Source organism: Arthrobacter sp. NPDC058192, assembly GCF_042883665.1.
In the GTDB taxonomy this organism is placed as follows: Bacteria; Actinomycetota; Actinomycetes; order Actinomycetales; family Micrococcaceae; genus Arthrobacter.
This window is the reverse complement of record NZ_JBHVVJ010000002.1, coordinates 309,718-331,211: the sequence shown is the minus strand read 5'-3', so window position 1 is coordinate 331,211 and position 21,494 is coordinate 309,718. Positions and strand designations below refer to the sequence as shown.

Here is a 21,494-nt window from a genome sequence, read left to right as displayed (position 1 = left end):
CACGATGCCGATCATTGCGACCGCCCAGAGCAACAGGGCCAGCCCTACGGGCGCCCCGTTTGTTCGGAAGACGTCATCCTGCGGAAACGCAGGCGCAAACTCCGGCCCCTAGTCTGAAGAGGTGGGGGTTCGGTCCCACTGCGAAGTAACGAAGGAGGGGCCATGACGGAAGAACAAGGCATCGTGCGGGATCTGGGGGAGCTGGCCTCGGGCGATGTAATTGAAGCCTGGCACGACGGTCGACGGTACAACTATGGCAAGGTGCTGCAGACAGTACCGTCCATGGGAATGTTCTGGATCCTTGACGCTGGCAGCGGAGTCCGAAAGCTCGTTGACTTCGAAGCCCTGCCCATCCGCCGTATTTCGCAACAAGAAGCCTGATACACGCGGGCATTGGAGTGACATCCGCTGATTCCCGGCTTTTGGGGGTCCTCATCTGTCAACGCGCCTTGATTTAGTACCAGTTATACCGCCTTTCAGCACTAGGCGTTGGGGGATCGACGCCGTGACCCCGTCTGCGCAGAACCGGGTGGGTGGGATGGCGGGCGTGCACGAGGATCGGCTTTAGTGGCAATAAGGACGGGACCGCGCTCGCAGCGGCCTAAGACCCCGAGTCAAACAAAAGCCGGGGCAGTCCCGTCTTCGTAAATGACGACCTAGGCGGATTTTCAGCGGTTCCAGTCAAAGCAAATCTGGCACCAACTAATAAGTAGTTCGTTACGTCAATGGGCAGGTGATGATGACGTTACGCGAGGCGCTGACGCCCAGTGAGTGGGAAGAGTTCACATCCCAGCTGTCCGCGGACTACAACGAACTGGTCGGCCTTACCACCTGAGCAGCCCGGTCCACCGGCCAGCTCGTCAGGATTGTCGCAGATTGCCGACGAGCGATCAGTTCAACGTCTGGGACTCAGCTGAGGAGGGATACGGCCCGGGCGATGACCAGGGCAAGGAGGATGAAGCCTCCGGCGGCCTCCAGGCCCATCAGGGCTTTTGCCCGGGCTGAGAGTGGCATGGTGTCCGTGGGGCTGAAGGCCATGGAATTGGACAATGAGAAGAACGCGTAGTCGATGAACGATGCCACCCACCCGGTCTGCCGAGAGGACCTTGCCGCTACCTCGTCGATCGCATCATCGTCCTCATCCTGCGGGAACCGGAAGTCGGCAGCCGGCATGTCTTTACGTTGTGCATGCCAGCGCGTGACCGGACCTCCGCGGTCCAGTTCCCAGAAGAGCAAACCGAACGCGATGATGTTCGTGACCCAGATTTGCAGGGAAGCCAACAGAATGGTGCGGCCGTCCATGTTGCCCGAGGTGGTGAGCAGGATGATCAGCTGTACCAGGGCCACCGTGTTCGCCACTACCAAGAGCAGCGCCTGGGCCACAGCCAGTTTCTTTGACCACCGGGTTTCCTTTTGGAGCCGCCGAGGATTCAGGACCAACAAAGGGATCAGCATCACAACGCCAATGGCGACGACCGTGTACCGCAGCCCCGGCAGGAAGGCACTCGGCAGCGCGGCGTACAAGCCCAGCGCGATCAACAGCCCGATGACGGCCGGCCACCGGTGCTCAGCGGCGACTTCTAGGCTGTCAGCTTGTGGCATGGACTAAGGATACTGCCGGTGCTGGTCCCTTGTTTGCCGCCACCGAAAATGGACACATCTGTCCTGCCGGGGGACTGGACTGCCTCGAGGGGTCAGCGCCAGCCGAGTTGCGGCGCCACGTGCGTCAGGATCGAGTCGATGACGTGGGCGTTGTAGTCGACACCGAGCTGGTTCGGGACCGTGAGCAGCAGGGTGTCTGCCGCGGCTATGGCCTCGTCCTCGGCCAGCTTCACGGCCAGCTCGTCCGGGGCACCAGCGTAGGACCGGCCAAAGATGGCGCGCGTTTTCTCGTCGATGTTGCCCACCTGGTCGGAACTGCGGCGGTCGCGGCCGAAGTATTGCCAGTCGCGCTCGTCTGTCAGCGCGAAGATGCTGCGACTGACCGAAACGCGCGGCTTCCGCTCGTGCCCCGCCTCCTTCCATGCCTGCCGGTAGAGCTCGATCTGCTCCGCCTGCTGGATGTGGAACGGCTTGCCGCTCTCGTCGTCCTTGAGCGTGGAGCTCTGTAGGTTCATGCCGAGCTTCGCCGCCCAGATCGCCGTCGCGTTCGAGCCGGAACCCCACCAGATGCGCTCCCGCAGGCCCTCCGAATACGGCTCCACGCGCAGCATGCCCGGAGGGTTTGGGAACATTGGGCGCGGGTTCGGCGCTGCGAAGCCCTGGCCCGTGAGCACTTCGAGCAGGCGCTCGGTGTGCCGGCGGCCCATGTCGGAGTCCGACTCTCCTTCGGCGGGGGCGAAGCCGAAGTGGCGCCACCCGTCGATGACCTGCTCGGGTGAGCCCCTGCTGATGCCCAGCTGCAGTCGGCCGCCCGAGATCAGGTCGGCCGCGCCGGCGTCCTCCGCCGTATAGAGCGGGTTCTCGTAGCGCATGTCGATCACGCCGGTACCGATCTCGATGCGGCTGGTCCGTGCCCCGATCGCTGCGAGCAAGGGAAACGGGGAGGCGTATTGCCGCGCGAAGTGGTGGACGCGGAAGTAGGCCCCATCCGCCCCCAGCTCCTCGGCCGCGACCGCGAGGTCGATTGCCTGCAACAGCGCGTCCGCCGCGTTGCGCGTGCCGGACTCTGGGTGGTCGGTCCAATGGCCGAAGGACAGGAATCCGATGTTCTTCATAACGGGAGCCAACATGGTGGCGGCGGTTCCTATTCCCCGCCGGACCGCGGCCTCGCACCCCGCCCGCGGCACAGGCCGCGTCCGGGTTTCGTTGCACAGGACAGAACAGCCCGCGCCACGGCGCGTCCTGGAAAAGGCTGGCGACGTGGCACAGCGAACCGGGAGGGGCTCGCCAGACAGCTTCGGCCGGGTACACAGGGCGCCCCTGTGTACCCGGCCGTGGTCCGGTCCACCCGCGGGCGGATCCGGAGGTCGCTTACGCCGCCAGCGGCGTCGCCTCATGACGGGCCTCGACGACGAGCGACTGCGCGTCGACCGAGACGGCCACCTGGCCGCCGGACCGGAGGTCCGACGCCACGAACAGATCCGCGATCCGGTCGTCCAGCTCGCGCTGGATCACGCGGCGCATCGGCCGGGCGCCGTATTCGGGCTCGTAGCCGCGTTCGGCGATCCAGTCGACGGCCGCTTCGCTGACCTCGAGGGCGATGCCCTGGGACTGTAGGCGGGCTTCCGTCTGGTTCAGCATCAGCCGAACGATGCGGCGCAGCTGCGCCTGGTCAAGCTTGCGGAACAGGACGATCTCGTCGATGCGGTTGAGGAACTCCGGCCGCATCGTCTCGCGCAGCCGGCCCAGCACCCGGTCCCGCAGCGCCTTCTCTGAGCCGAAGCCGTTGCCCTCGTCGGCCTTGGATATAAAGCCCACCGCGCCGCCCTTGCTGGCCAGGAACTCCGAGCCGAGGTTGGACGTCATGATGATCACAGTGTTGCGGAAGTCCACTGTCCGGCCCTGTCCGTCGGTCAACCGCCCGTCGTCGAGCACCTGGAGCAGCAGGTTGAACACATCCGGGTGGGCCTTCTCCACTTCATCGAGCAATACCACGGAGTACGGGTTACGCCGGACGCGTTCGGTCAACTGCCCGGCTTCGCCGTAGCCGACGTAGCCGGGAGGGGCTCCGACCAGCCGGCTTACGGTGTGCCGTTCGCCGAACTCGCTCATGTCGTAGCGCACCATTGCATTCTCGTCCCCGAACAACGACCCGGCCAGCGCCTTGGCGAGTTCTGTCTTGCCCACCCCTGTGGGGCCGAGGAACAGGAAGCTGCCAACAGGCCTGCCCGCATCCCCCATGCCGGTGCGGCTACGGCGGACGGCCTTTGCGATCAGCGTCACAGCGTCATCCTGCCCGACGATCCGCTGATGCAGTTCCTCCTCGAGCCTGGCCAGGCGTTCCCGGTCGTCTTCGGTGAGCCGGCTGGCCGGGATGCCCGTGGACCGGGAGATAATCCCGGCGATCTCCGCTTCACCGACAACGGCCTCGGCGCCGTCGGACGCCGCAGGTGCACTGGAAATCGCAGCGGAGAGCTTCCCGTTCACTGCGTCGATCTCATCCCGCAGCCGCGAGGCCTCTTCATAGCGCTCAGCGGCCACGGCACCGTTCTTGGACTTTTCCAGGGTTGCGAGCTGCTCGCGAAGGACAGCCACGTCGGTCTGTGAGCCAAGTTTGAGGCTCAGCCGCGCACCCGCCTGGTCGATGAGGTCGATGGCCTTGTCGGGCAGGAAACGGTCCGTCACGTAGCGTGCGGAGAGTTCGACGGCGGCGCGGATCGCCTCGTCGGTGTAGCGGATGCCGTGGTGTTCCTCGTACCGTCCGCGCAGGCCGTCGAGGATCTGTACGGCGTCCTCTATGCTCGGTTCACCGACCTGTACGGGCTGGAAGCGGCGTTCCAGTGCCGCGTCCTTCTCCACCTTGCGGTATTCGTTCAGGGTGGTGGCGCCGACGAGGTGAAGTTCACCACGGGCCAGACGCGGCTTCAGGATGTTTCCTGCGTCCATGCCGCCTTCCCCCGCGCCGCCGGCTCCGACGACCGTGTGAAGTTCGTCGATGAACAGGATGATTTCCCCGGCGTGTGAACCGACCTCGTCCATCGCCTTGGTCAGACGCTCCTCGAAGTCACCGCGGTACCGTGTTCCGGCCAACATAGCCGGCAGATCCAGGGCAATGACGCGCTTGTCGCGCAGCTGTTCGGGCACGGCGCCTGCGATGATCGCCTGCGCCAGCCCTTCGATGATCGCGGTCTTGCCCACGCCGGCTTCCCCAACTAGGACGGGGTTGTTCTTGGTGCGCCGGGCCAGGATCTCGATGGCCTGCTCGATCTCGGCACTACGGCCGATTACCGGGTCCAGGCCGCCTTCGCGGGCACGTGCCGTGAGGTCGCTGCCGTAGGTGTCCAAGGTCGGGGTGTCAGACCCGGCGGCAACTGCCTGCGGCCGTCCGGGCTCCGCGCCGGTCGGCGTGGGCCCCGGCGATGCCGACTGCGCGCGCGGACCGGACTGCAGGGATTCCGGCGTCACACCGGCCGCTGCGAGCACCTGCCCGGCCGGGGCCTCCTGATTGACGACGAGCGCGAAGAACACGTGTTCAGGATCGATGTAGGTTGAGCCGAACGCCCGGGCAACCTGGTAGGCGTCGAGTAGGGCGCGCTGCGCTGACGGCGTTAGGGCCAGCGTCGTTTCCGCCCGGGCGTTTGCCTGCTCGGGGAGACGCTCCTCGGCCGCCGTGGCGATGGCAGCAGGCTCCGCGCCTGCGCGGCGGATATAGTCGGTGGCCGGTTCCTGCTCGACCAAGACACGCAGGATGTGCAGCGCGTCCACATGGATGTGACCGTGCTCTGCGGCGAACTGCGCCGCACGCGCGAGCACATCATGGGTGCGCCGGCTCAGCAGCCGGGTGATGTCCATCGGGTGCCCGAAGCGGGCCGCTTGCTGGCCCTGCAGGTAACGGGCAAGAAATTCGTCGAACGAGCCGTGGCCGGACTCGGCCGGCCCAATAAATGCAGCCATGAAACCTTCCTAAGAGAGTTGAGTGTACTTGACTCAACGTTGGAAAAACGGATTTATTCCCGGGTCCAGCGGCCAGGGTCCGGATCCGGGGGGAGCCAGGCGCCGGGGCGCCTGGAGACCGCCCATGCTCAGCGTGCAACTGTGTTCCGGGAGCAGATGCCGTGCAGGACTGGCCGCCAGCCAGGCGCCTGGCCGGCCACGGCCCATCAGAGCCGACGCCCGCCCTTGACTTCTCTGCTGACCGTTGTCAGCCTTTCCACAACAGGGGGCCTCCGTCCGCTCATGAAGCCCAGTGGAGGATACAGATGATCCGTGCCAGGTCGCTGATGCGTTCCGCGGCTTCCGGACGCGAGGTTTCGCGCCTCGAGCTGTTCTTCGATCTGGTCTTTGTTTTCGCCCTATCGCAACTCTCCCATCATTTGTTGGAGCATCCTTCGTGGGTGGCGGCCGGTGAGACATTTGTGCTGCTCCTTGCTGTCTATAAGGTGTGGGTGTACACGACCTGGTCGGCGACGCTGCTGGACACTTCGCGGCTTGAGGTCCAGTGGATGCTGCTGATCGTCATGCTTGTTTCCCTGTTCATGAACGCCTCAATCGGCTCAGCGTTCGGCGCCTTCGGCTGGCTCTTTGCTGCGAGCTATCTGTTGGTCCAGCTTGGCCGAGGTGCGTGGATGCTTACTGTCGGACTCGACCGGACCACCCACAGCCATTTCGTGCGCACGCTGATCTGGGGGTGTATGAGTGGGCCATTTTGGGTTGCCGGCGTCTTCTTCGACCCCGGGCCCCGGTTGGTGTTCTGGGGTGTCGCTGCCGCGATCGATCTGGGTGGCCATATGTTGGCGCACCGGTTGCCCGGCCGGAAAACCGAAGGCAGCCAGGTCCCTCTCCCGGGAGAGAGGATCTTTGAGCGGTTCGCATTGTTCTACCTGATCGCACTCGGCGAAACGATCATTTCAACCGGCCTGGCCATAGCGGGCAACCTGGAGGACCCCTTGATACTTTTGACCGGGACCGTAAGTTTAGCTGGAAGCGTCGCGATCTGGTGGTGCTACTTCCACGGCCTTGAGCGTGAGACTTTGGCAAAGCTAGCTTCACTAGATGATCAGTTCCGGCCCGGTATTTTGGCGGGCAATACCTTGCTCGTGTTACTGGCGGGCCTGATCTTGGTGGCGATCGGTGATCAGCTCGTGATCAGCGAGCCGGGCGCCCGCCCTGGCCTGGCCACCGTTCTGTTTCTGTATGGTGGACCAGCTCTTTTCCTTGCCGCCCGGGGCGTGTTTATTCGACGCGTGCTGGGCCGCCGCCGACCACCCGATCTCGCCGGCATCGGAGCCCTGGCGGTTCTGGCAGGCATGAGCTCTCTCCTACCGGCCTTCGTGGCCGCCATGGGGGCCGTTCTTCCCCTCATAGGCGTAGCAGTTTCCGACGCCGCGCACCGCCGCAGGCGCGCGAAACAGGGTCCCGCTGGTGGTTTTTAGGCTGCCAGGGAAGGTGTCTGTCACCAGCAGCGGCCGGGCCGCCTCCGGCACAGGCCTGATTATTCGCCTTCGTTGACCGACTGGCGGCGATGACGTTCCCGTTGGCCGTACGCCGCCCGAAGAATGTCGTCCTTTGATTCGAATCCCGAGCCCAACGCGCCGCCGATGAGCGCCGCCGATGTCGTCATCCAAGCGACTTCCGCAAAGTCCCAAACGGTCACTGGATGTTGCAGAGTCTGCGCCAATAAGACACCGTCGATGGTGAACGCGGCGGCCAGCAGCACGGCCACGAATAGCAGGAAGTAGCTGATCACGACGCCGATCATCAATGACCACACAGTAGAGGTGTTGTACAAGGAAGCCTTGTATCGTTCGAGGGGATCGTTGCGCCGGGGGCTTTCCCACAGATCGTGTTGCGTGATGATCCAGAACACCATCGAACTGATCGAAAGGACCATCAGCAAAATCAACCTCGGCGCCCCCAGCAGGTCTGCGAGTTGCCAGATCGTGTTTGTGACAAGCGCGAAGGCGCCTGTGGCAATGGCGGCAGCCATAGCGCTTCTCAATCCGAAGACCAGCCGCCAAGGACGGTTCGCCCGCAGCATGCCCGCCAGCAACCGTCCCCGCCCGAGGCGGGTTGCTGAGACGTAGCGGAACCCAATCGGCCCTTCGTCAAGAACAGCGGTCTCAATATGCCGCGACTGGTGCAGCGAGGGCGGACCGAATTCCCCGGACTCATCCTCCGGATCGAAATGGCGGTGCATCGCCCAGCCGAGGTCGGTGACGGCAGTGCGGACCCGGCGGTCGATGTTGACGGCGCCGAGCGCGGGCAAAGAAACCAGGGAGATCGGCTCCCCGAGCGCAACTTCCGCGACCACAGTCCGGCCCTCGAGACGAATCGGAAGATCGGTCAGGCAGACCATGACATCCCATGCTCTGCGGATCCGGTGTTTCGCCAGGGAGTCCAACATCGGCGCCAACCCATTGCCAGCCGTAAAGTCCTGGTACTCGATCACCACGGACCAGTTGTGGCGCTCATCGGCGTGGTTGAGCAGATGGCCCACTTCGCGGCCGTTACGCTCGGCAAACTCGGCGGTGACCTCCGGCTCTGCGAGCACGCCCAACGTGCGGGCACTGGAAGGGTACACGTCGCCCGAACTTTCTGGCACGCCCGGCCTCCTAGAGTTCATGTCAATGGTCTACGACCAGCAATCTGGATGTCGCCGTCGCCGTGGTCTTCTCACCCGGCTAAGGCCTGGCTATGGGGCGTGGAAAGGAGCGTCATGCGGACGAATGCGCCAGGCGCGCGTTGCGACGTGCAGGTTTAGTCGGGTCTCGGGATCGGCAAGGTCGAAGCCGGTGATCTGCCGGATGGACTTCAAGCGGTAACGCAGGGTGCTTCGATGGATGGTCAGGCTCTCGGCCGTACTGTCATAGTTGCCGCCGTGGTCCAGGTACTGGGCCAGGGTCTGCACCAGGTCGGACCCCCGGCTGTGGTCGGCGTGTTGAAGGGTACCGAGCCACTCGTCGACATAGCCGGCCAGATCCTCGCCCCCCGCGGTGTCCAGGATGCGGTAGATCCCCAGTTGATTAAAGCGGGTGACGCCGTAGCGGTCGCTCGAGCCGGCCCTAATGTGCAGGGCGTGCAGGGCTTCCGAGAAAGAGCGCGGAATCTGGGCGGCATCCAGGCTGGGACCACCGATGCCCATGGCGCCGGTGGCACTTCGCAGGATCCTGGCGGCAACGGTGAAGACCTCGGCACCCAACGGATCCCCACGGACCACGGCAACAGCCATGTCCGAGCGCCGTGAAACGAGCGCGGATCTGCGGAGCTCCAGGAACGTCCTGCGCAGTGCCACAACCACGGTATCGTCAGTTCTTGGCGGCTGCCACTCCGCCACGAGGACGTGCTGTGGACCACTGATGTCATATCCCAATGCCTCGGTACGAATGCCTGCAATCGCGCCATCCATTCCACACACGAGTTCGTCCACGAGGTCCCGGCTCAGCCTTAATTCCAGCCGGGCCAGGCTTCGGCGGTGCGACAACTCGACCTCCAACAGCCGCGTGGCATACTTCAAAGCGAAGACGTTGCCGGCTGTGACCGGCTTGTCGGTTTCCAGCATGCAGATGGCCCCCAGCACCTCGCCGTGCGACAGGGCAAGGGCAACGAGCCTTCGCGGTTCGCGCACTGGCGAGCCGGAGGCAAGCCAGAGCTGCGTAGTCCGCGACCTGGCGGCCGCGCCAAGCCTGGGGTAGGGGCGCCTGGACCCGATCCCAGCCGCGGCGCTAATATGCCCGAAGGCGTCCTCAATACAGATGGGCCGGCCCGTCAGCCGTGACAGGACCTCGGCCAAGAGACCGTCCTTGGAGTCATTGTCCCCGAGGTCGGATGTCGTGCCCTCGTCCAAGGCATCCCGGATCATGGCGCGTTCTTCAAGCTCAAGTACGGTCGCTGAGAGGGACAGGATACGCCGATCCACGTCGTCACGGCGGAGCAGCTGACTCATTGAGTCATTCGGGAGTTGCCCCGGGGAACCCCTAGCGGGAGTCTTTCCCGTCGTCCCCGCGACTGTCCGGAGCTGCATCAGTTGCGGGAGATCTGGAGGGGCGGCGGCGGACAGCACCAGACACCCGTTCAGCTCGCCACCGTCGGCAACGGTGAACAGCGCATATCGCCAGCCCGCGCTTGCGCACGGAAGAACGGAATCCCTGCCATTGAGGCGCCGGAGGTCTTCATCCTGAGGTAATGCCGCGCGTTCAGGGACGGGGTCCAGCTGGCCATTCACCGCGAGGTAACGGTCCTTGACCTGGCAGAACGACATGTCCGATACCGCCTTCGCGGCCGAGTTGAGGACTTCCTCTGCCACACGCCGGTCGAACATCTAGATCCTCGTCTCTGTCCACGGCGAAGGGGACCTTGCATGGGATACATGCCTGGGCACACCGTAGTTCGCTCCCCTCTGGGATCGAGACTAGGCCCAGGCCGCTTGTCCCCATCACGGAGTTTAGAATCGACCATTTGAGAGCCCACCGTAAGCCGTTCTGAACATGTACCTCGACGCAGGTTATCCAACGCCGTACTTGGCCGGGATACCGACGAGTTGTCTCTTGCGGGCGCGGCCAACCCACGGCCCATGCGGCAAGACCGGAATCGGCTCTCTAATATGACACCAACCTACGCCCGTATGTCGCCGTTGTTAAGCGCTTGTCCTGCCACTTTCGCCGCCCTTCATCAACGCCCAACGGCCGGTCCATCCTTGAGGGAGCGCAGGTGCTCGTGGATCATTGCCACGGCACTTGAGCCTTCACCGGCGGCAGCCGTTACGCGTTTCACCGATCCATGCCGAACATCGCCGGCGGCGAACATCCCGGGGACACTGGTTTCCAAGGGCAGCCGTCTGCGGCCCAAATGGCTGAACTCGGGAGGAAGGTCCTCGAGATCAGCCCCGGTGAGCACAAAGCCGTGGTCATCCAGGGCGAGGGTGTCCTGCAGCCATTCTGTGTGCGGTTTGGCGCCGATAAAGATGAAGAGGTACCGGGAGTCGACGATGCGCTGCTCGCCGGTGGCTCCCAGGTCGACCACGATCCGTTCAAGGGCCCCCGAACCCTCTACACCCACGATGTTGGCCCCCAGCAGCACCTCTATGCCCGGATGCTCTTCGATCCGCTGCGCGAGGTACCCCGACATGTCCGCACGGAGGTCTGTCCCGCGCACCACCAGCCGCACTGGTGCTGCCGTGCCAGCCAGGAAAAGCGCGGCCTGTCCCGCGGAGTTTCCGCCTCCGACGACGGTCACTGGCTGCAACCCGCACAGCCTGGCCTCGTGGACCGTGGCGGCGTAGAAGACACAAATCCCCTCGAATTCCTCCAGCCCGGGGACTGGCAGTCGGCGGTAACGGACTCCGGTTGCGAGTAGCGCCGCCCGTGATGAGGCGGGGCCGCTCTCGTAGAACTCGGCTCGGAACTCGCCGTCCCTCAACTCGATGGTGCGTGCCTGGCAGGCAACGTTGAGCTGGACCCTGAACTTGCGGGCCTGAATCATCGCTCTTTCAGTGAGTTCCCCGCCGGAGATCCCGGCGGGAAAGCCGAGGAAGTTCTCGATCCGCGGCGATGTGCCGGCCTGCCCACCTATCGCGTGGCCTTCCTTGAGGAGGACCGACAACCCGTCGGATGCCGCGTAAACGGCAGCCGCCAAGCCGGCCGGCCCGGCACCGATCACCATGAGATCGTAGGAGGCTGAATGCTCTTTTACAGCCCGTAGGCCCATGGCAACGGCAAGTTCCGTATTCGAGGGGTTTCTGAGGACCCGCGAGGCGCCAAGAACCACGGCGGGCAGGTCATTCGCGAGGATCCCAGCCCGGTCCAGGATGGCCTTTGCCTGTTCGTCATTTTCCAGGTCGACCAACCGGTGGGGCACGCGGTTGGCTGCCGCAAATTCCAAGAGGCGAACGGTGTCGCGGCTGAAACGGGATCCAACGATGCGGATGCCCGCACCCGAACTAATCAGCAGAATCCGGCGCTGAAGAGAGGCCCGCAGGATGGTCTCGCCCACCGCGGCGTCCGTCAGCACCACACGGCGCAAGTCGTCCCCGTTGATCTGGAGTACTTCTCCTGCCTCGGCGGATACAGCACTTACAAAGGCCGGCTGCCCCTCGGCTAAGGCCAGTTCCCCGAGGAACCGTCCTGCACGGTGAACTTCGAGTATCCGCGCGCCCGGGTCCACTTCAGCAGGCTGTCTGTTCCCGGCGGCATGCAACCCCTCCACGACCACGACGGTGCCCTGCAGTATGACGAAGAAATCGCTGCTGGAGTCTCCCTCCTGTATGAGGACTTCTCCGGCCGAGGTAGCCCGGGTGGTTCCGGCGCGGCCCAACAATTCAATCTGGGCTTGGCTGAGCCGGGGGTAGGCGCCGGAGACGTCCGGCGTCTCGGTCATGGTCGAGCCTGTGAAAGGTTCCATCAGCTGGTTGCGCCCGCCGGTTTCCTAGACGAATGCTTCATGGGGATAGCACCAACGCCAGTCCTCGCCGGGCTCGAAGGAACGAACGATTGGATGCAACTCGTTGGCGTGGGCCCGGGCGTGCCGCATAGGTGAAGCATCACAACACCCGACGTGGCCGCAGGAGAGACACAAACGCAAGTGAACCCACGGAGTACCCAAGGACAGACATTCCTCGCAGCCTTGGGGTGTGCGGGGCCGCACCGGACGAATCTGTGCAATGTGTGGGTCAAATAGTCCAGAAATCATGTTGCCTCCTAATCCGGTCCGGCCATGGATCCGGCATCGCCGGGACAGCTGGCAATAAGCGTTGCGTCGGCACTGACCGGCAGAGTGGGGCGGCGGGATGGAACGAGGCGGATGGGTGCACCCCTCAAGGCTCAGTACTAGACCCAGCCCATTGGCCTGTCAAGTGGCGTTAGGGGGCCTCTCAGCCCATCGAGAGCCTTGGATCAGGGCTTTCGCCCAACCTGCGCAGTCCGACACCGGAGGCGATCAGGAGTACTCCGAGGAGAATTGCGAAGAACGAGAGCAGCCCTAGGAGACTAAGAATGCCTGCGCCGGGAAGAAGCACCAGGAAGAGTCCGAATAGGGTGGTGACGATACCTGTGATCAGCCAGAGCCACCATGACCCGGCAGCCCTTTTGACTTCAAAAGCGAGAGCTATTTGAGAGGCACCGAGCATAACCGCCCACAGGCCAATGACGATTGTCAGCGAGAGGGCGGTGATGTCCGGCCAAATGAACGCGACGAGACCCGCAAGCACAGAGATGATGCCGCCCACTAGTTGCCATACGGACCGGCGCCTCTTGCGCGTGACATAGTGCACGATGTTGGTTACGCCGTCCACGACAGCGTAGCTACCGAAGAGGATCACCAGTGCGAGTACAGAGACACTGGGCCAGAGGACAACCAGAATGCCGAATAGGATGGCCGCTATGCCTCGGATAATCAACGCAGTGCCTGATCCCTTAAAGGGTTGTTGTGCCAATGGGTCGGCCATGGCCACACCTCTTTTCCTGGAATTGATGTAATCGTAATCTTGCTGGCCGGGGCCATACGAACGGGTTTATCCTGCCGGTGCAGTGCTGCCCAGTGTGACTTTCACGGATTTGGTGTCCTGCCCGCGCTGGAACTCGACGTCGGACTGCTGGCCCGGCTCTTTCTTGCGGACAGCGGCAAGAAGGTCGGTCACACTGGCGATCTTCTGCCCGTCGAACTGGGTGATGATGTCGCCTGGCTTTAACCCTGCTTTGGCTGCCGGTCCCCCTGGGGTAAGTGCGATGACCAGCGCGCCCGAGGTTGCGGGGAGGTTAAAGCGGCTTGCGACCTCCGGGGTGATGTCGGTCGGAATGATTCCAAGGACCGGGTGTGTGGCAACTCCACTCTTGAGTATCTGGTCCGCTACGTCGGTCACGGTGGCCGCTGGAGTCACGAACCCGATCGACACGGCGCCCGAACTGGGTGGCAGATACGCTTCTGAGAGACCGATGATCTCCGAGCTGCTGTTTACCACGGCCCCACCGGAGTTGCCCGGGGAGATGGGCGCGTCCGTTTGGATAAGGTCGATAAGCCCCTGGGGCGATCCTTCGGACGGTGGCATATTGCGGTGAAGGGCGGAAACAATGCCCGCCGTGACGGTCTGCTCCAGCCCGAGCGGACTGCCGATAACAACCGCCAGCTGCCCAACTGCGGGAAGCGCCGTCGAGAACTTGGCGGCCGGAAGGTTGCCCCGGTCAGCCTTCACCACTGCCACATCGGTGGGATCGTCAACACCGACAACGGTGGCCGACGCCTGGGATCCGTCCGCGAAGTGGATCTGGACGCTCTGGAACGGCTTCTTTTGCTGGTCCTCCACCACGTGGGCGTCCGTGACGATGGTACCGTCGCTGCGGTAGACCACTCCGCTGCCGATTCCGCCTGATGTTTGGATGGTGACTACAGAGGGCTCGACTTCCCTTACCATCCTAGGAACGGCTGAAAGGTCCCCTGTGGAACTTGAACCCTCAGCGCTGGCCGATTGTGATGCCGGAGCCGGAGGCGACCCTGTGCACGCCGACCCGAATATGAGTAACCCCGCGCCGAGGGCGGCGGACCAGGCCCTCCTGCGTCCCGGCGCAGGGAGCGAGCCCGTTCCCTCGGCGGTCGTTGCGCTGCTCATATTCATTGGATTCCGGTTGCTTTCCCTGGCTGTATACGGAAATAGGTGACCGATTGAGTCTCCTCTACCGCAGTGACCTCCGCATGGCCCCGGGACGCCTAAAAGCCGCCCGCATTTGAATCCACCAGGTCAACCCCAGCTAGCTCGTTCGCGCTGTGCTCTCCGGCGTGGCCGGCGTCTGCAAATCCCTGCGCCAGCAGCGCGTGGCGGGCGATGATCTGCAGTCTCTCAGCTGAGGGACTCGTTCGCGGGCGACATATGTGTGGCGGCCGATCCCCGAATAGATGCAGCTTCTTAGGCTCCGCCCGGGGACCTGGTCCTGGTAGGTCAATTCGCTCAAGCATGTTGGACCCTACGGGGCCATGCCGTCGCTCGCGTCCAAGGGCAGACTCGACCCTGTAAGGCCCCATGACAAGCTCTTTGGGCCTCCTGGCCCAGCAGGACTGGGCGTGGAGTCATGCGGTGCAACCCCGGGCGGACGTCGCCACAGGACCGGTCGCCCTCTAAGACCGGAGTGAGTCATGGCCAAAGCAGTAGGAATTGATCTCGGAACAACCAACTCGGTGATCGCCGTCTGGGAAGGCGGGGAGGCCCGCGTCATCCCCAACGCGGAAGGCGCCCGGACCACTCCGTCAGTTGTGGCGTACACGGACAGCGGTGAACGGCTTGTGGGGCAACTGGCACGTCGGCAGGCGATTCTGAACCCCAAGGGAACCATCACGTCGGCCAAGCGGTTTATCGGCCGGCACTATGATGAGATCTCGGATGAGGCCAAGGCTGTGAGTTTCGACGTCGTAGCGGACGACAACGGCGTGGCGCGTTTTCAGGTACAGGGCAAGAAGGTCGCACCCGAAGAGGTGAGCGCGCTCGTCCTCCGCAAGCTAGTGGACGACGCCGCGAAGCAGTTGGGCGAAAAGGTAACGGAGGCCGTTATTACGGTTCCCGCGTACTTTAACGACGCACAGCGCACCGCGACCAAGGACGCGGGGAAGATTGCCGGGCTGGAAGTCCTGCGCATCATCAACGAACCGACTGCAGCGGCCCTGGCCTACGGCATTGACAAGCGTGAGCATGAGACGGTGCTGGTGTTCGATCTGGGCGGCGGAACCTTCGATGTGAGCCTCTTGGACGTCGGCGACGGGGTAGTGGAGGTCCGCTCGACCGCGGGCGACTCACACCTCGGTGGAGACGATTTTGACCGCCGTCTTGTCGATTACCTGGCCGATGACTTCCAGAAGGAGTCTGGCATCGACCTCCGGTCGGACGCCCAGGCATTGCAGCGCCTGTTCGAAGCGGCCGAGAAGGCCAAGGTTGAACTCAGTTCGGTCGCCCAGACGCAGGTCAATCTTCCCTTTGTTACGGCCGACGCGACGGGCCCAAAGCACCTGACTACCACCATCCGGCGGTCCGTGTTCGAGGACCTTACCCACGACCTCGTCGAGCGCACGATGGGGCCGGTGCAGCAGGCGATGACGGACGCCAAAGTCACGGCCAATGACATCGACGAAGTTATTCTGGTGGGCGGCTCCACCCGCATTCCTGCGGTACAGAACCTCGTGCGGCGGCTGACGGGCGGCAAAGAGCCGAATATGAGCGTCAATCCGGACGAAGTGGTGGCCATCGGTGCTGCGATCCAGGCCGGCGTGCTCAAGGGCGAGGTGTCCGATGTCCTGCTGCTGGATGTTGTACCGCTTTCCCTGGGTGTTGAGACCCGCGGCGGCGTCATGACCAAGATCATCGAACGCAACACGACCATCCCCGCCCGGCGCAGTGAAGTCTTCTCCACAGCGGAGGACAACCAGCCCGCCGTTGACGTGGTGGTCCTTCAGGGCGAGCGTGAGCTGGCGGCGGATAATCGGGTGCTGGGACGGTTCCAGCTGAGCGATATCCGGCCAGCGCCTCGCGGGGAACCGCAGGTGGAGGTCACATTCGACGTCGATGCCAACGGCATCCTGAACGTCACCGCGCGTGACAAGGACACGGGCAAGGAGCAGGGCATCACCATCAGTGAGGGCTCCAACCTCGACGCCAAGGAAGTCGAGCGCATGATTGCCGAGGCCGAGTCCCACAGGAACGAGGACGTGCAGAACCGAGAGCGGATCGATACCCTCAACGAGCTCGATGCGGTGGCCTACCGCGTTGAGCGGATGGTGAACGAACTCGGTGACGCGGTCCAAACGCACGATAAAGCCCGGGCGGAACTGCTGATCGGACAGGCACGCGATGCGGTCAGTAACCAGGCGGAGGTGTCCACGGCGAGGGAACTCATCTCCGAGCTTCAGCAACTGCAGGCGGCGCTGAGTGCCTCGGCTACCTCCGCGGCCACTGCAGGAGCGGCCCAGGGAGCCGCATCTCAACCCGGAGCGTCAAACGCTGTAGATGACGATGACATAGTCGATGCAGAATTCGATCGTGGCTAGGAATGGCCATGAGCGACCAGGCCGGGCCGGCTGAACAGGCCCATCGAGGAAGTGACGAGGCAGCCGCGGCCGCACCTGATGAAAAGGAAACCGAAGCGGCGGCACATGCGGAAGCGCTGGCCAAAATGGAGGACCAGTGGCGTCGCGCGTTGGCCGACAACGACAACCTGCGCAAGCGCGCCGTTCGGGACGGCACGCAGCAACGGGCCCAGGAGCGCGCCGCGGTTTCCTTGGCATGGTTGCCGATCCTGGACAACCTGGAACTGGCGCTGGCCCACGCACCGGCGGGTGCGGAGGACCCGCTCGTGGAGGGCATAGCCTCAATCCGGAAACAGGCCATCGATACCTTGGCCCGTCTGGGCTACCCCCGGATCGACGCCGAGAACGTTCCCTTCGATCCGCGCCTCCATGAGGTCGTCAGTGTGGTGGAAACTGACGACGTTCCCCCCGGGACCCTGGTGAGCGTGCTGCGTCCTGGCTACGGTGGCCCGGACAACACTCTCCGGCCAGCCGCCGTCGTGGTGAGCCGGGCGGTGACCCCCGACCGTGGCTAAGGATCACTATTCGGTTCTCGGCGTCCCTCGCACAGCGAAGCCCGACGAAATCCAGCGCGCCTACCGCAAACTGGCAAGAAAATACCATCCGGATGTCAACCGCGAGCCGGATGCCGCAGACAAGTTCAAGGAGATCGGTGAGGCCTACGACACCTTGTCGGATCCCGACACCAGGGCGCGCTATGACCGTTTTGGCGCCGATTACCGGCAGTACGCCGGCAGCGCTGCCGGCACGGGGGGCAGCGGCGGGCGTTGGGGTTCCGGCGGCCCGCGGCCCGGCCCGCGCCCTGGACGCGGCGGGTACGGCAACGTCGACGTCGAGATGGGAGGCGACGTCGACTGGGAGGATCTGCTCGGAGGCTGGTTCCGTCAGCAGGGGGCAGGCCCGGCTCAGGGGGCAGACCACGAAGCTGAGCTTCGGCTGACCCTCGAAGAGGCGATCCGTGGCGGAAGGCGCACCGTCCGCCTGGCGCAGTCGGGCGGCGAAACCCGGAACTATGACGTCGACGTGCCCCCCGGTGTTCTGGACGGCCAGCGCATCCGCCTGGCGCGGGAGGGCGCCGCAGGCCGTGACGGCGGTCCGCCGGGGGATCTCTTCCTGACCGTGCGCATCCAGCCGGACCCCAGATACCGGCTCAAGGGCCGGGACATTCACTTCGACCTTCCCGTTACGCCCTCGGAAGCCGCTCTTGGGGCCAAGATCAAGGTCAACGCGCCTGCGGGACCGGTCACCATCACCGTTCCCGAAGGGTCTTCCAGCGGGCGCAGACTTCGACTTCGCGGCCAGGGCATGCCCGACCCGAAGGGCCAGCCGGGGAACCTCTACGCGGAGATCCGCGTCATGGTGCCCCCGCGGCTGAGCAGTGAGGTGCGCAAACTATACGAGCGGCTTGCCGCTATGTCCGACTTTCACCCGAGGGAGGGACTTCTATGAGCCGGGAATATCCACTCGCCTATCCCTGGCGCCTGAATCTCGAGGCGGTGGCCCACAGCAGCGGCGTCCACCCCGACGTCGTCATGCGGTTCGTCGACCTGGATCTGATCCGGCCGCTGGGCGATGCTTCGGGGGGACCCTGGTTCAGCCCCAAGGCCCCGGAGCTCATAGCCCGCGTCATGAGACTTCATTCGGAGCTGTCGCTGAACTACGCCGCAATCCCGCTGGTACTCGATCTGTTGGTGCGGGTCGACTCGCTTGAACGACGACTGGTTGAAATCACGCAGGTGGAAGGGACAGCTTCACGATGAACATGGAGAGTTTGACGCAAAAGTCGCAGGAGGCCTTGGCAGAGGCTCAACGGATAGCCCAACGCAATGGGCACACTGAGACCGACGGCGAACACCTGCTGCTGGCCCTGCTGGAGCAGGAAAATGGCCTTGTCCCGCGCCTGCTCGTGGGCATGCAGGTGGATGTGGATGAGCTGAGGGTTGCTGTCGAAGCCGAGCTGAGGCGCAAGCCGAAGGTCACGGGCCCGGGAGCGGCGCCGGGCCAGGTGTATGTGAGCCGCAGGCTCGGCGCACTCCTGGACACCGCCGAACGTGAAGCCAAGCGACTCAAAGACGAGTATGTCTCGGTGGAGCACCTGCTGGTTGCCTTGGCGGAGGAAGGACGGTCAACTGCGGCCGGGAGGGTGCTGGCCGATCACGGCATCACCCGTGAGGCGTTCCTCTCGGTCCTGACCCAGGTCAGGGGAAACCAGCGCGTGACCTCGGCAACGCCGGAGCAGACCTACGAGGCGCTGGAGAAGTACGGCCGCGATTTGGTGGCGGACGCCCGCACCGGAAAGCTGGATCCGGTCATCGGCCGCGACGCGGAAATCCGGCGGGTCGTGCAGATACTTTCGCGCAAAACCAAAAACAATCCGGTGCTGATCGGCGAGCCTGGAGTCGGCAAGACCGCCATCGTGGAGGGACTGGCCCAGCGGATCGTCCGGCAGGATGTGCCGGAAGGGCTGAAGGACAAGACCATCTTCTCCCTCGACCTGAGCGCCCTCGTGGCAGGTGCCAAGTACCGCGGCGAGTTCGAGGAGCGGCTGAAGGCGGTGCTGGCCGAGGTTCTGGCGGCAGAAGGCAGGATTCTGCTCTTCGTCGACGAGCTGCACACCGTCGTCGGCGCCGGAGCGACCGAGGGATCGATGGACGCTGGGAACATGTTGAAGCCAATGCTGGCCCGCGGGGAACTGCACATGATCGGAGCCACCACCCTCGACGAATACCGCAAGCACATTGAGTCGGATGCGGCGTTGGAGCGCCGCTTCCAGCCGGTCACGGTTGAGGAACCCGACGTGGAGGATGCCATATCCATCCTCCGCGGGCTGCGGGAACGGCTGGAGGTGTTCCACGGCGTGCGGATCCAGGATAGCGCTTTGGTGGCCGCGGCCACCCTGTCCCACCGGTACATCACTGACCGCTTCCTCCCGGACAAGGCCATTGACCTCGTGGATGAGGCGTGCGCCCGGCTGCGGACGGAAATTGATTCGATGCCAGCGGAACTGGATGAGCTCACCCGAAAGGTCACGCGACTCGAAATAGAAGAGGCGGCACTCTCCAAGGAGACCGATCCGGCCAGCAAGACCCGGCTCGAGGAGCTGAGGCGTGAATTGGCGGACCTGCGCGCCGAGGCCGACGCGAAGAGGGCCCAATGGGAAGCCGAGCGCCGGGCGATCCACAAGCTGCAGGAAATCCGCAGTGAACTGGAGCGGGTGCGCCAGGAGGCCGAGGAAGCCGAGCGAAACTACGACCTCAACCGGGCGGCGGAGCTTCGCTACGGCAGTTTGGCCGACCTCGAACGGCGGCTGGCCTCCGAGGAGGAACGGCTGACCGCGAAACAGGGTGAAAAACGCTTACTCCGCGAGGTTGTGACGGAGGACGAGATCGCCGACATCGTCGCAGCTTGGACAGGCATACCAGTTGCAAGGCTGAAGCAGGGCGAACGTGAAAAAGTCCTGCACCTGGACGAAATTCTTCGCGTCCGCGTTGTGGGGCAGGAAGAAGCGATTAGCGCGGTGTCGGACGCCATCATCCGCGCCCGCTCCGGTATCCGGGATCCCCGCCGGCCCATCGGCTCCTTCATCTTCCTCGGTCCGACCGGCGTCGGGAAGACCGAGCTTGCAAAGGCCTTGGCTGCGGCGCTCTTCGACAGCGAGAACGCAATGATCCGGCTGGACATGAGTGAGTACCAGGAGCGCCACACCGTGAGCCGCCTGCTGGGGGCGCCTCCTGGCTACATCGGTTACGACGAAGGCGGTCAGCTCACGGAAGCGGTACGCCGGAAGCCGTACTCGGTGGTGCTGTTCGATGAGGTAGAAAAGGCCCATCCGGACATTTTCAACACCCTGCTGCAGGTGCTCGACGACGGACGGATTACGGACTCCCAGGGCCGGACCGTTGATTTCCGCAACACAGTCATCATCATGACCTCGAATATCGGCTCCCAGTATCTTCTGGAGGGTTCGGCCGAAGGCGGGGCGATCACCGAGGAGGCGCGCGGCATGGTGATGGGCGAGCTCCGGGCACATTTCCGCCCCGAGTTCCTCAACCGCGTGGACGATACGGTCCTGTTCGCACCCCTGGGACTGCCGCAAATCGAACGCATCGTTGATCTGCAGTTCCAACAGCTGCGGCAGCGGCTGGCCGAGCAGCAAATAGAGCTGCACCTGACCGAGGAGGCGCGCCTTCTGATAGCCGAACGCGGCTTCGATCCGGTCTACGGAGCCCGGCCCCTGCGCCGCTATATTTCCCATGTGGTGGAAACGCAGGTGGGCCGGGCCTTGCTGCGTGGCAGCATCGCGGAAGGCGGAGTGGTCACAGTGACGGCAACCGGAGGGGAACTAGTGGTTGACTACAGCACGATGGAACTGGAAGGGGCCGGAACCGCATGAACAAGGCCATCATCAAATGTCCCCATTGCGGCAAATCCAACCGCGTTCCGGCTGTCGCCGACGGCCGGCCACGCTGCGGGAGTTGCCGCCGGGAGCTTCCCTGGGTGGTTGAAGCGGGCGACGACGACTTCGGCGAGATCGCTGAACGGTCCGGCGTTCCGGTACTGGTGGACTTTTGGGCGGTGTGGTGCGGGCCCTGCCGGATGGTGAGCCCCGTGCTGGACCAGTTGGCACACGAACGCGCGGGGCAGATCAAACTTGTGAAGGTCGATGTGGACCACTCGCCGCAACTCTCCGCCAGATTCGCCATTCAGGCAGTGCCAACGCTGATGGTCATCGTCAACGGCAAGATCGTCGCGAAGCAGGCCGGCGCAGCTCCCGCCCCCGCGCTGCGGTCCTGGCTGGAGGGGGCACTCACGAAGTAACACAAGAACAGCGGACGACG

General features: G+C 64.1%; 17 protein-coding genes. 8 read left to right on the top strand and 9 right to left on the bottom strand.

What is annotated here, in order from left to right:
- Window positions 1-162: 162 nt before the first annotated feature.
- Entirely contained in the window at window positions 163-381 is a 219-nt protein-coding gene (locus ACFVVK_RS03635) for a hypothetical protein (protein WP_390263572.1), read from the top strand.
- Window positions 382-909: 528 nt separating this feature from the next.
- Here ACFVVK_RS03635 and ACFVVK_RS03630 read toward each other — a convergent pair.
- The 3 genes from ACFVVK_RS03630 to ACFVVK_RS03620 form a co-directional block, all read right to left on the bottom strand.
- The gene (locus ACFVVK_RS03630) at window positions 910-1,602 is read right to left on the bottom strand and encodes a hypothetical protein (RefSeq protein WP_390263569.1); all 693 of its coding nucleotides are present in this window, start codon (window positions 1,600-1,602) and stop codon (window positions 910-912) included.
- Window positions 1,603-1,694: 92 nt separating this feature from the next.
- Window positions 1,695-2,717 (bottom strand): LLM class flavin-dependent oxidoreductase, encoded by a 1,023-nt coding sequence (locus ACFVVK_RS03625; protein WP_390263611.1) that lies wholly within the window; start codon window positions 2,715-2,717, stop codon window positions 1,695-1,697.
- Window positions 2,718-2,973: 256 nt separating this feature from the next.
- Entirely contained in the window at window positions 2,974-5,556 is a 2,583-nt protein-coding gene (locus ACFVVK_RS03620) for an ATP-dependent Clp protease ATP-binding subunit (protein WP_390263566.1), read from the bottom strand.
- A 305-nt stretch (window positions 5,557-5,861) separates the two neighbouring features.
- Between ACFVVK_RS03620 and ACFVVK_RS03615 the strand changes: the two genes are divergently transcribed.
- Window positions 5,862-7,034, top strand: a complete 1,173-nt coding sequence (locus ACFVVK_RS03615) for a low temperature requirement protein A (RefSeq protein ID WP_390263563.1) — start codon at window positions 5,862-5,864, stop codon at window positions 7,032-7,034.
- 59 nt (window positions 7,035-7,093) lie between these two features.
- Here ACFVVK_RS03615 and ACFVVK_RS03610 read toward each other — a convergent pair whose 3' ends face one another.
- The 6 genes from ACFVVK_RS03610 to ACFVVK_RS03585 all read right to left on the bottom strand — a co-directional run bounded on the left by ACFVVK_RS03610 (window position 7,094) and on the right by ACFVVK_RS03585 (window position 14,002).
- Window positions 7,094-8,203, bottom strand: coding sequence for a hypothetical protein (locus ACFVVK_RS03610; protein ID WP_390263560.1), 1,110 nt, complete (start codon window positions 8,201-8,203; stop codon window positions 7,094-7,096).
- Window positions 8,204-8,293: 90 nt separating this feature from the next.
- Complete coding sequence (locus ACFVVK_RS03605) at window positions 8,294-9,544, bottom strand: PucR family transcriptional regulator (protein WP_390263558.1); 1,251 nt, start codon at window positions 9,542-9,544, stop codon at window positions 8,294-8,296.
- 725 nt (window positions 9,545-10,269) lie between these two features.
- Window positions 10,270-11,973 carry an FAD-dependent oxidoreductase gene (locus ACFVVK_RS03600; protein WP_390263555.1) on the bottom strand — a complete coding sequence of 568 codons (1,704 nt, stop codon included), beginning with the start codon at window positions 11,971-11,973 and terminating at the stop codon, window positions 10,270-10,272.
- Window positions 11,974-12,021: 48 nt separating this feature from the next.
- Complete coding sequence (locus tag ACFVVK_RS03595; RefSeq protein ID WP_390263552.1) at window positions 12,022-12,285, bottom strand: UBP-type zinc finger domain-containing protein; 264 nt, start codon at window positions 12,283-12,285, stop codon at window positions 12,022-12,024.
- Between the two features lie 181 nt (window positions 12,286-12,466).
- Entirely contained in the window at window positions 12,467-13,039 is a 573-nt protein-coding gene (locus tag ACFVVK_RS03590; protein WP_390263549.1) for an HdeD family acid-resistance protein, read from the bottom strand.
- A 66-nt stretch (window positions 13,040-13,105) separates the two neighbouring features.
- Window positions 13,106-14,002 carry a S1C family serine protease gene (locus ACFVVK_RS03585; RefSeq protein WP_390263546.1) on the bottom strand — a complete coding sequence of 299 codons (897 nt, stop codon included), beginning with the start codon at window positions 14,000-14,002 and terminating at the stop codon, window positions 13,106-13,108.
- Window positions 14,003-14,718: 716 nt separating this feature from the next.
- Here ACFVVK_RS03585 and dnaK point away from each other — a divergent pair.
- Genes dnaK through trxA form a run of 6 tightly spaced genes read left to right on the top strand, consistent with a single transcriptional unit; the run spans window position 14,719 to window position 21,474 of the window.
- Complete coding sequence (gene dnaK / locus ACFVVK_RS03580; RefSeq protein ID WP_390263543.1) at window positions 14,719-16,617, top strand: molecular chaperone DnaK; 1,899 nt, start codon at window positions 14,719-14,721, stop codon at window positions 16,615-16,617.
- A gap of 8 nt (window positions 16,618-16,625) precedes the next feature.
- Window positions 16,626-17,171 (top strand): nucleotide exchange factor GrpE, encoded by a 546-nt coding sequence (locus ACFVVK_RS03575; RefSeq protein ID WP_390263540.1) that lies wholly within the window; start codon window positions 16,626-16,628, stop codon window positions 17,169-17,171.
- A complete protein-coding gene (locus tag ACFVVK_RS03570) occupies window positions 17,164-18,105 on the top strand; it encodes a DnaJ C-terminal domain-containing protein (RefSeq protein ID WP_390263538.1) in 942 nt (313 codons plus the stop codon). The genes ACFVVK_RS03575 and ACFVVK_RS03570 overlap by 8 nt, the downstream gene beginning before the upstream one ends.
- Entirely contained in the window at window positions 18,102-18,416 is a 315-nt protein-coding gene (locus ACFVVK_RS03565) for a chaperone modulator CbpM (protein WP_390263535.1), read from the top strand. Before ACFVVK_RS03570 ends, ACFVVK_RS03565 begins: the two co-directional genes overlap by 4 nt.
- Window positions 18,413-21,049: an ATP-dependent chaperone ClpB gene (clpB, locus tag ACFVVK_RS03560; protein ID WP_390263532.1), complete on the top strand. Its 2,637-nt coding sequence runs from the start codon at window positions 18,413-18,415 to the stop codon at window positions 21,047-21,049. Before ACFVVK_RS03565 ends, clpB begins: the two co-directional genes overlap by 4 nt.
- Complete coding sequence (trxA, locus tag ACFVVK_RS03555) at window positions 21,046-21,474, top strand: thioredoxin (protein ID WP_390263529.1); 429 nt, start codon at window positions 21,046-21,048, stop codon at window positions 21,472-21,474. Before clpB ends, trxA begins: the two co-directional genes overlap by 4 nt.
- Window positions 21,475-21,494: the final 20 nt, after the last annotated feature.

Coding starts and splice junctions, on each gene's coding strand:
- ACFVVK_RS03635 (WP_390263572.1), top strand. CDS start 163: ATGACGGAAGAACAAGGCATCGTGCGGGATCTGGGGGAGCTGGCCTCG.
- ACFVVK_RS03630 (WP_390263569.1), bottom strand. CDS start 1,602: ATGCCACAAGCTGACAGCCTAGAAGTCGCCGCTGAGCACCGGTGGCCG.
- ACFVVK_RS03625 (WP_390263611.1), bottom strand. CDS start 2,717: ATGAAGAACATCGGATTCCTGTCCTTCGGCCATTGGACCGACCACCCA.
- ACFVVK_RS03620 (WP_390263566.1), bottom strand. CDS start 5,556: ATGGCTGCATTTATTGGGCCGGCCGAGTCCGGCCACGGCTCGTTCGAC.
- ACFVVK_RS03615 (WP_390263563.1), top strand. CDS start 5,862: ATGATCCGTGCCAGGTCGCTGATGCGTTCCGCGGCTTCCGGACGCGAG.
- ACFVVK_RS03605 (WP_390263558.1), bottom strand. CDS start 9,544: ATGAGTCAGCTGCTCCGCCGTGACGACGTGGATCGGCGTATCCTGTCC.
- ACFVVK_RS03600 (WP_390263555.1), bottom strand. CDS start 11,973: ATGACCGAGACGCCGGACGTCTCCGGCGCCTACCCCCGGCTCAGCCAA.
- ACFVVK_RS03595 (WP_390263552.1), bottom strand. CDS start 12,285: ATGATTTCTGGACTATTTGACCCACACATTGCACAGATTCGTCCGGTG.
- ACFVVK_RS03590 (WP_390263549.1), bottom strand. CDS start 13,039: ATGGCCGACCCATTGGCACAACAACCCTTTAAGGGATCAGGCACTGCG.
- ACFVVK_RS03585 (WP_390263546.1), bottom strand. CDS start 14,002: ATGGTAAGGGAAGTCGAGCCCTCTGTAGTCACCATCCAAACATCAGGC.
- dnaK (WP_390263543.1), top strand. CDS start 14,719: ATGGCCAAAGCAGTAGGAATTGATCTCGGAACAACCAACTCGGTGATC.
- ACFVVK_RS03575 (WP_390263540.1), top strand. CDS start 16,626: ATGAGCGACCAGGCCGGGCCGGCTGAACAGGCCCATCGAGGAAGTGAC.
- ACFVVK_RS03565 (WP_390263535.1), top strand. CDS start 18,102: ATGAGCCGGGAATATCCACTCGCCTATCCCTGGCGCCTGAATCTCGAG.
- clpB (WP_390263532.1), top strand. CDS start 18,413: ATGAACATGGAGAGTTTGACGCAAAAGTCGCAGGAGGCCTTGGCAGAG.
- trxA (WP_390263529.1), top strand. CDS start 21,046: ATGAACAAGGCCATCATCAAATGTCCCCATTGCGGCAAATCCAACCGC.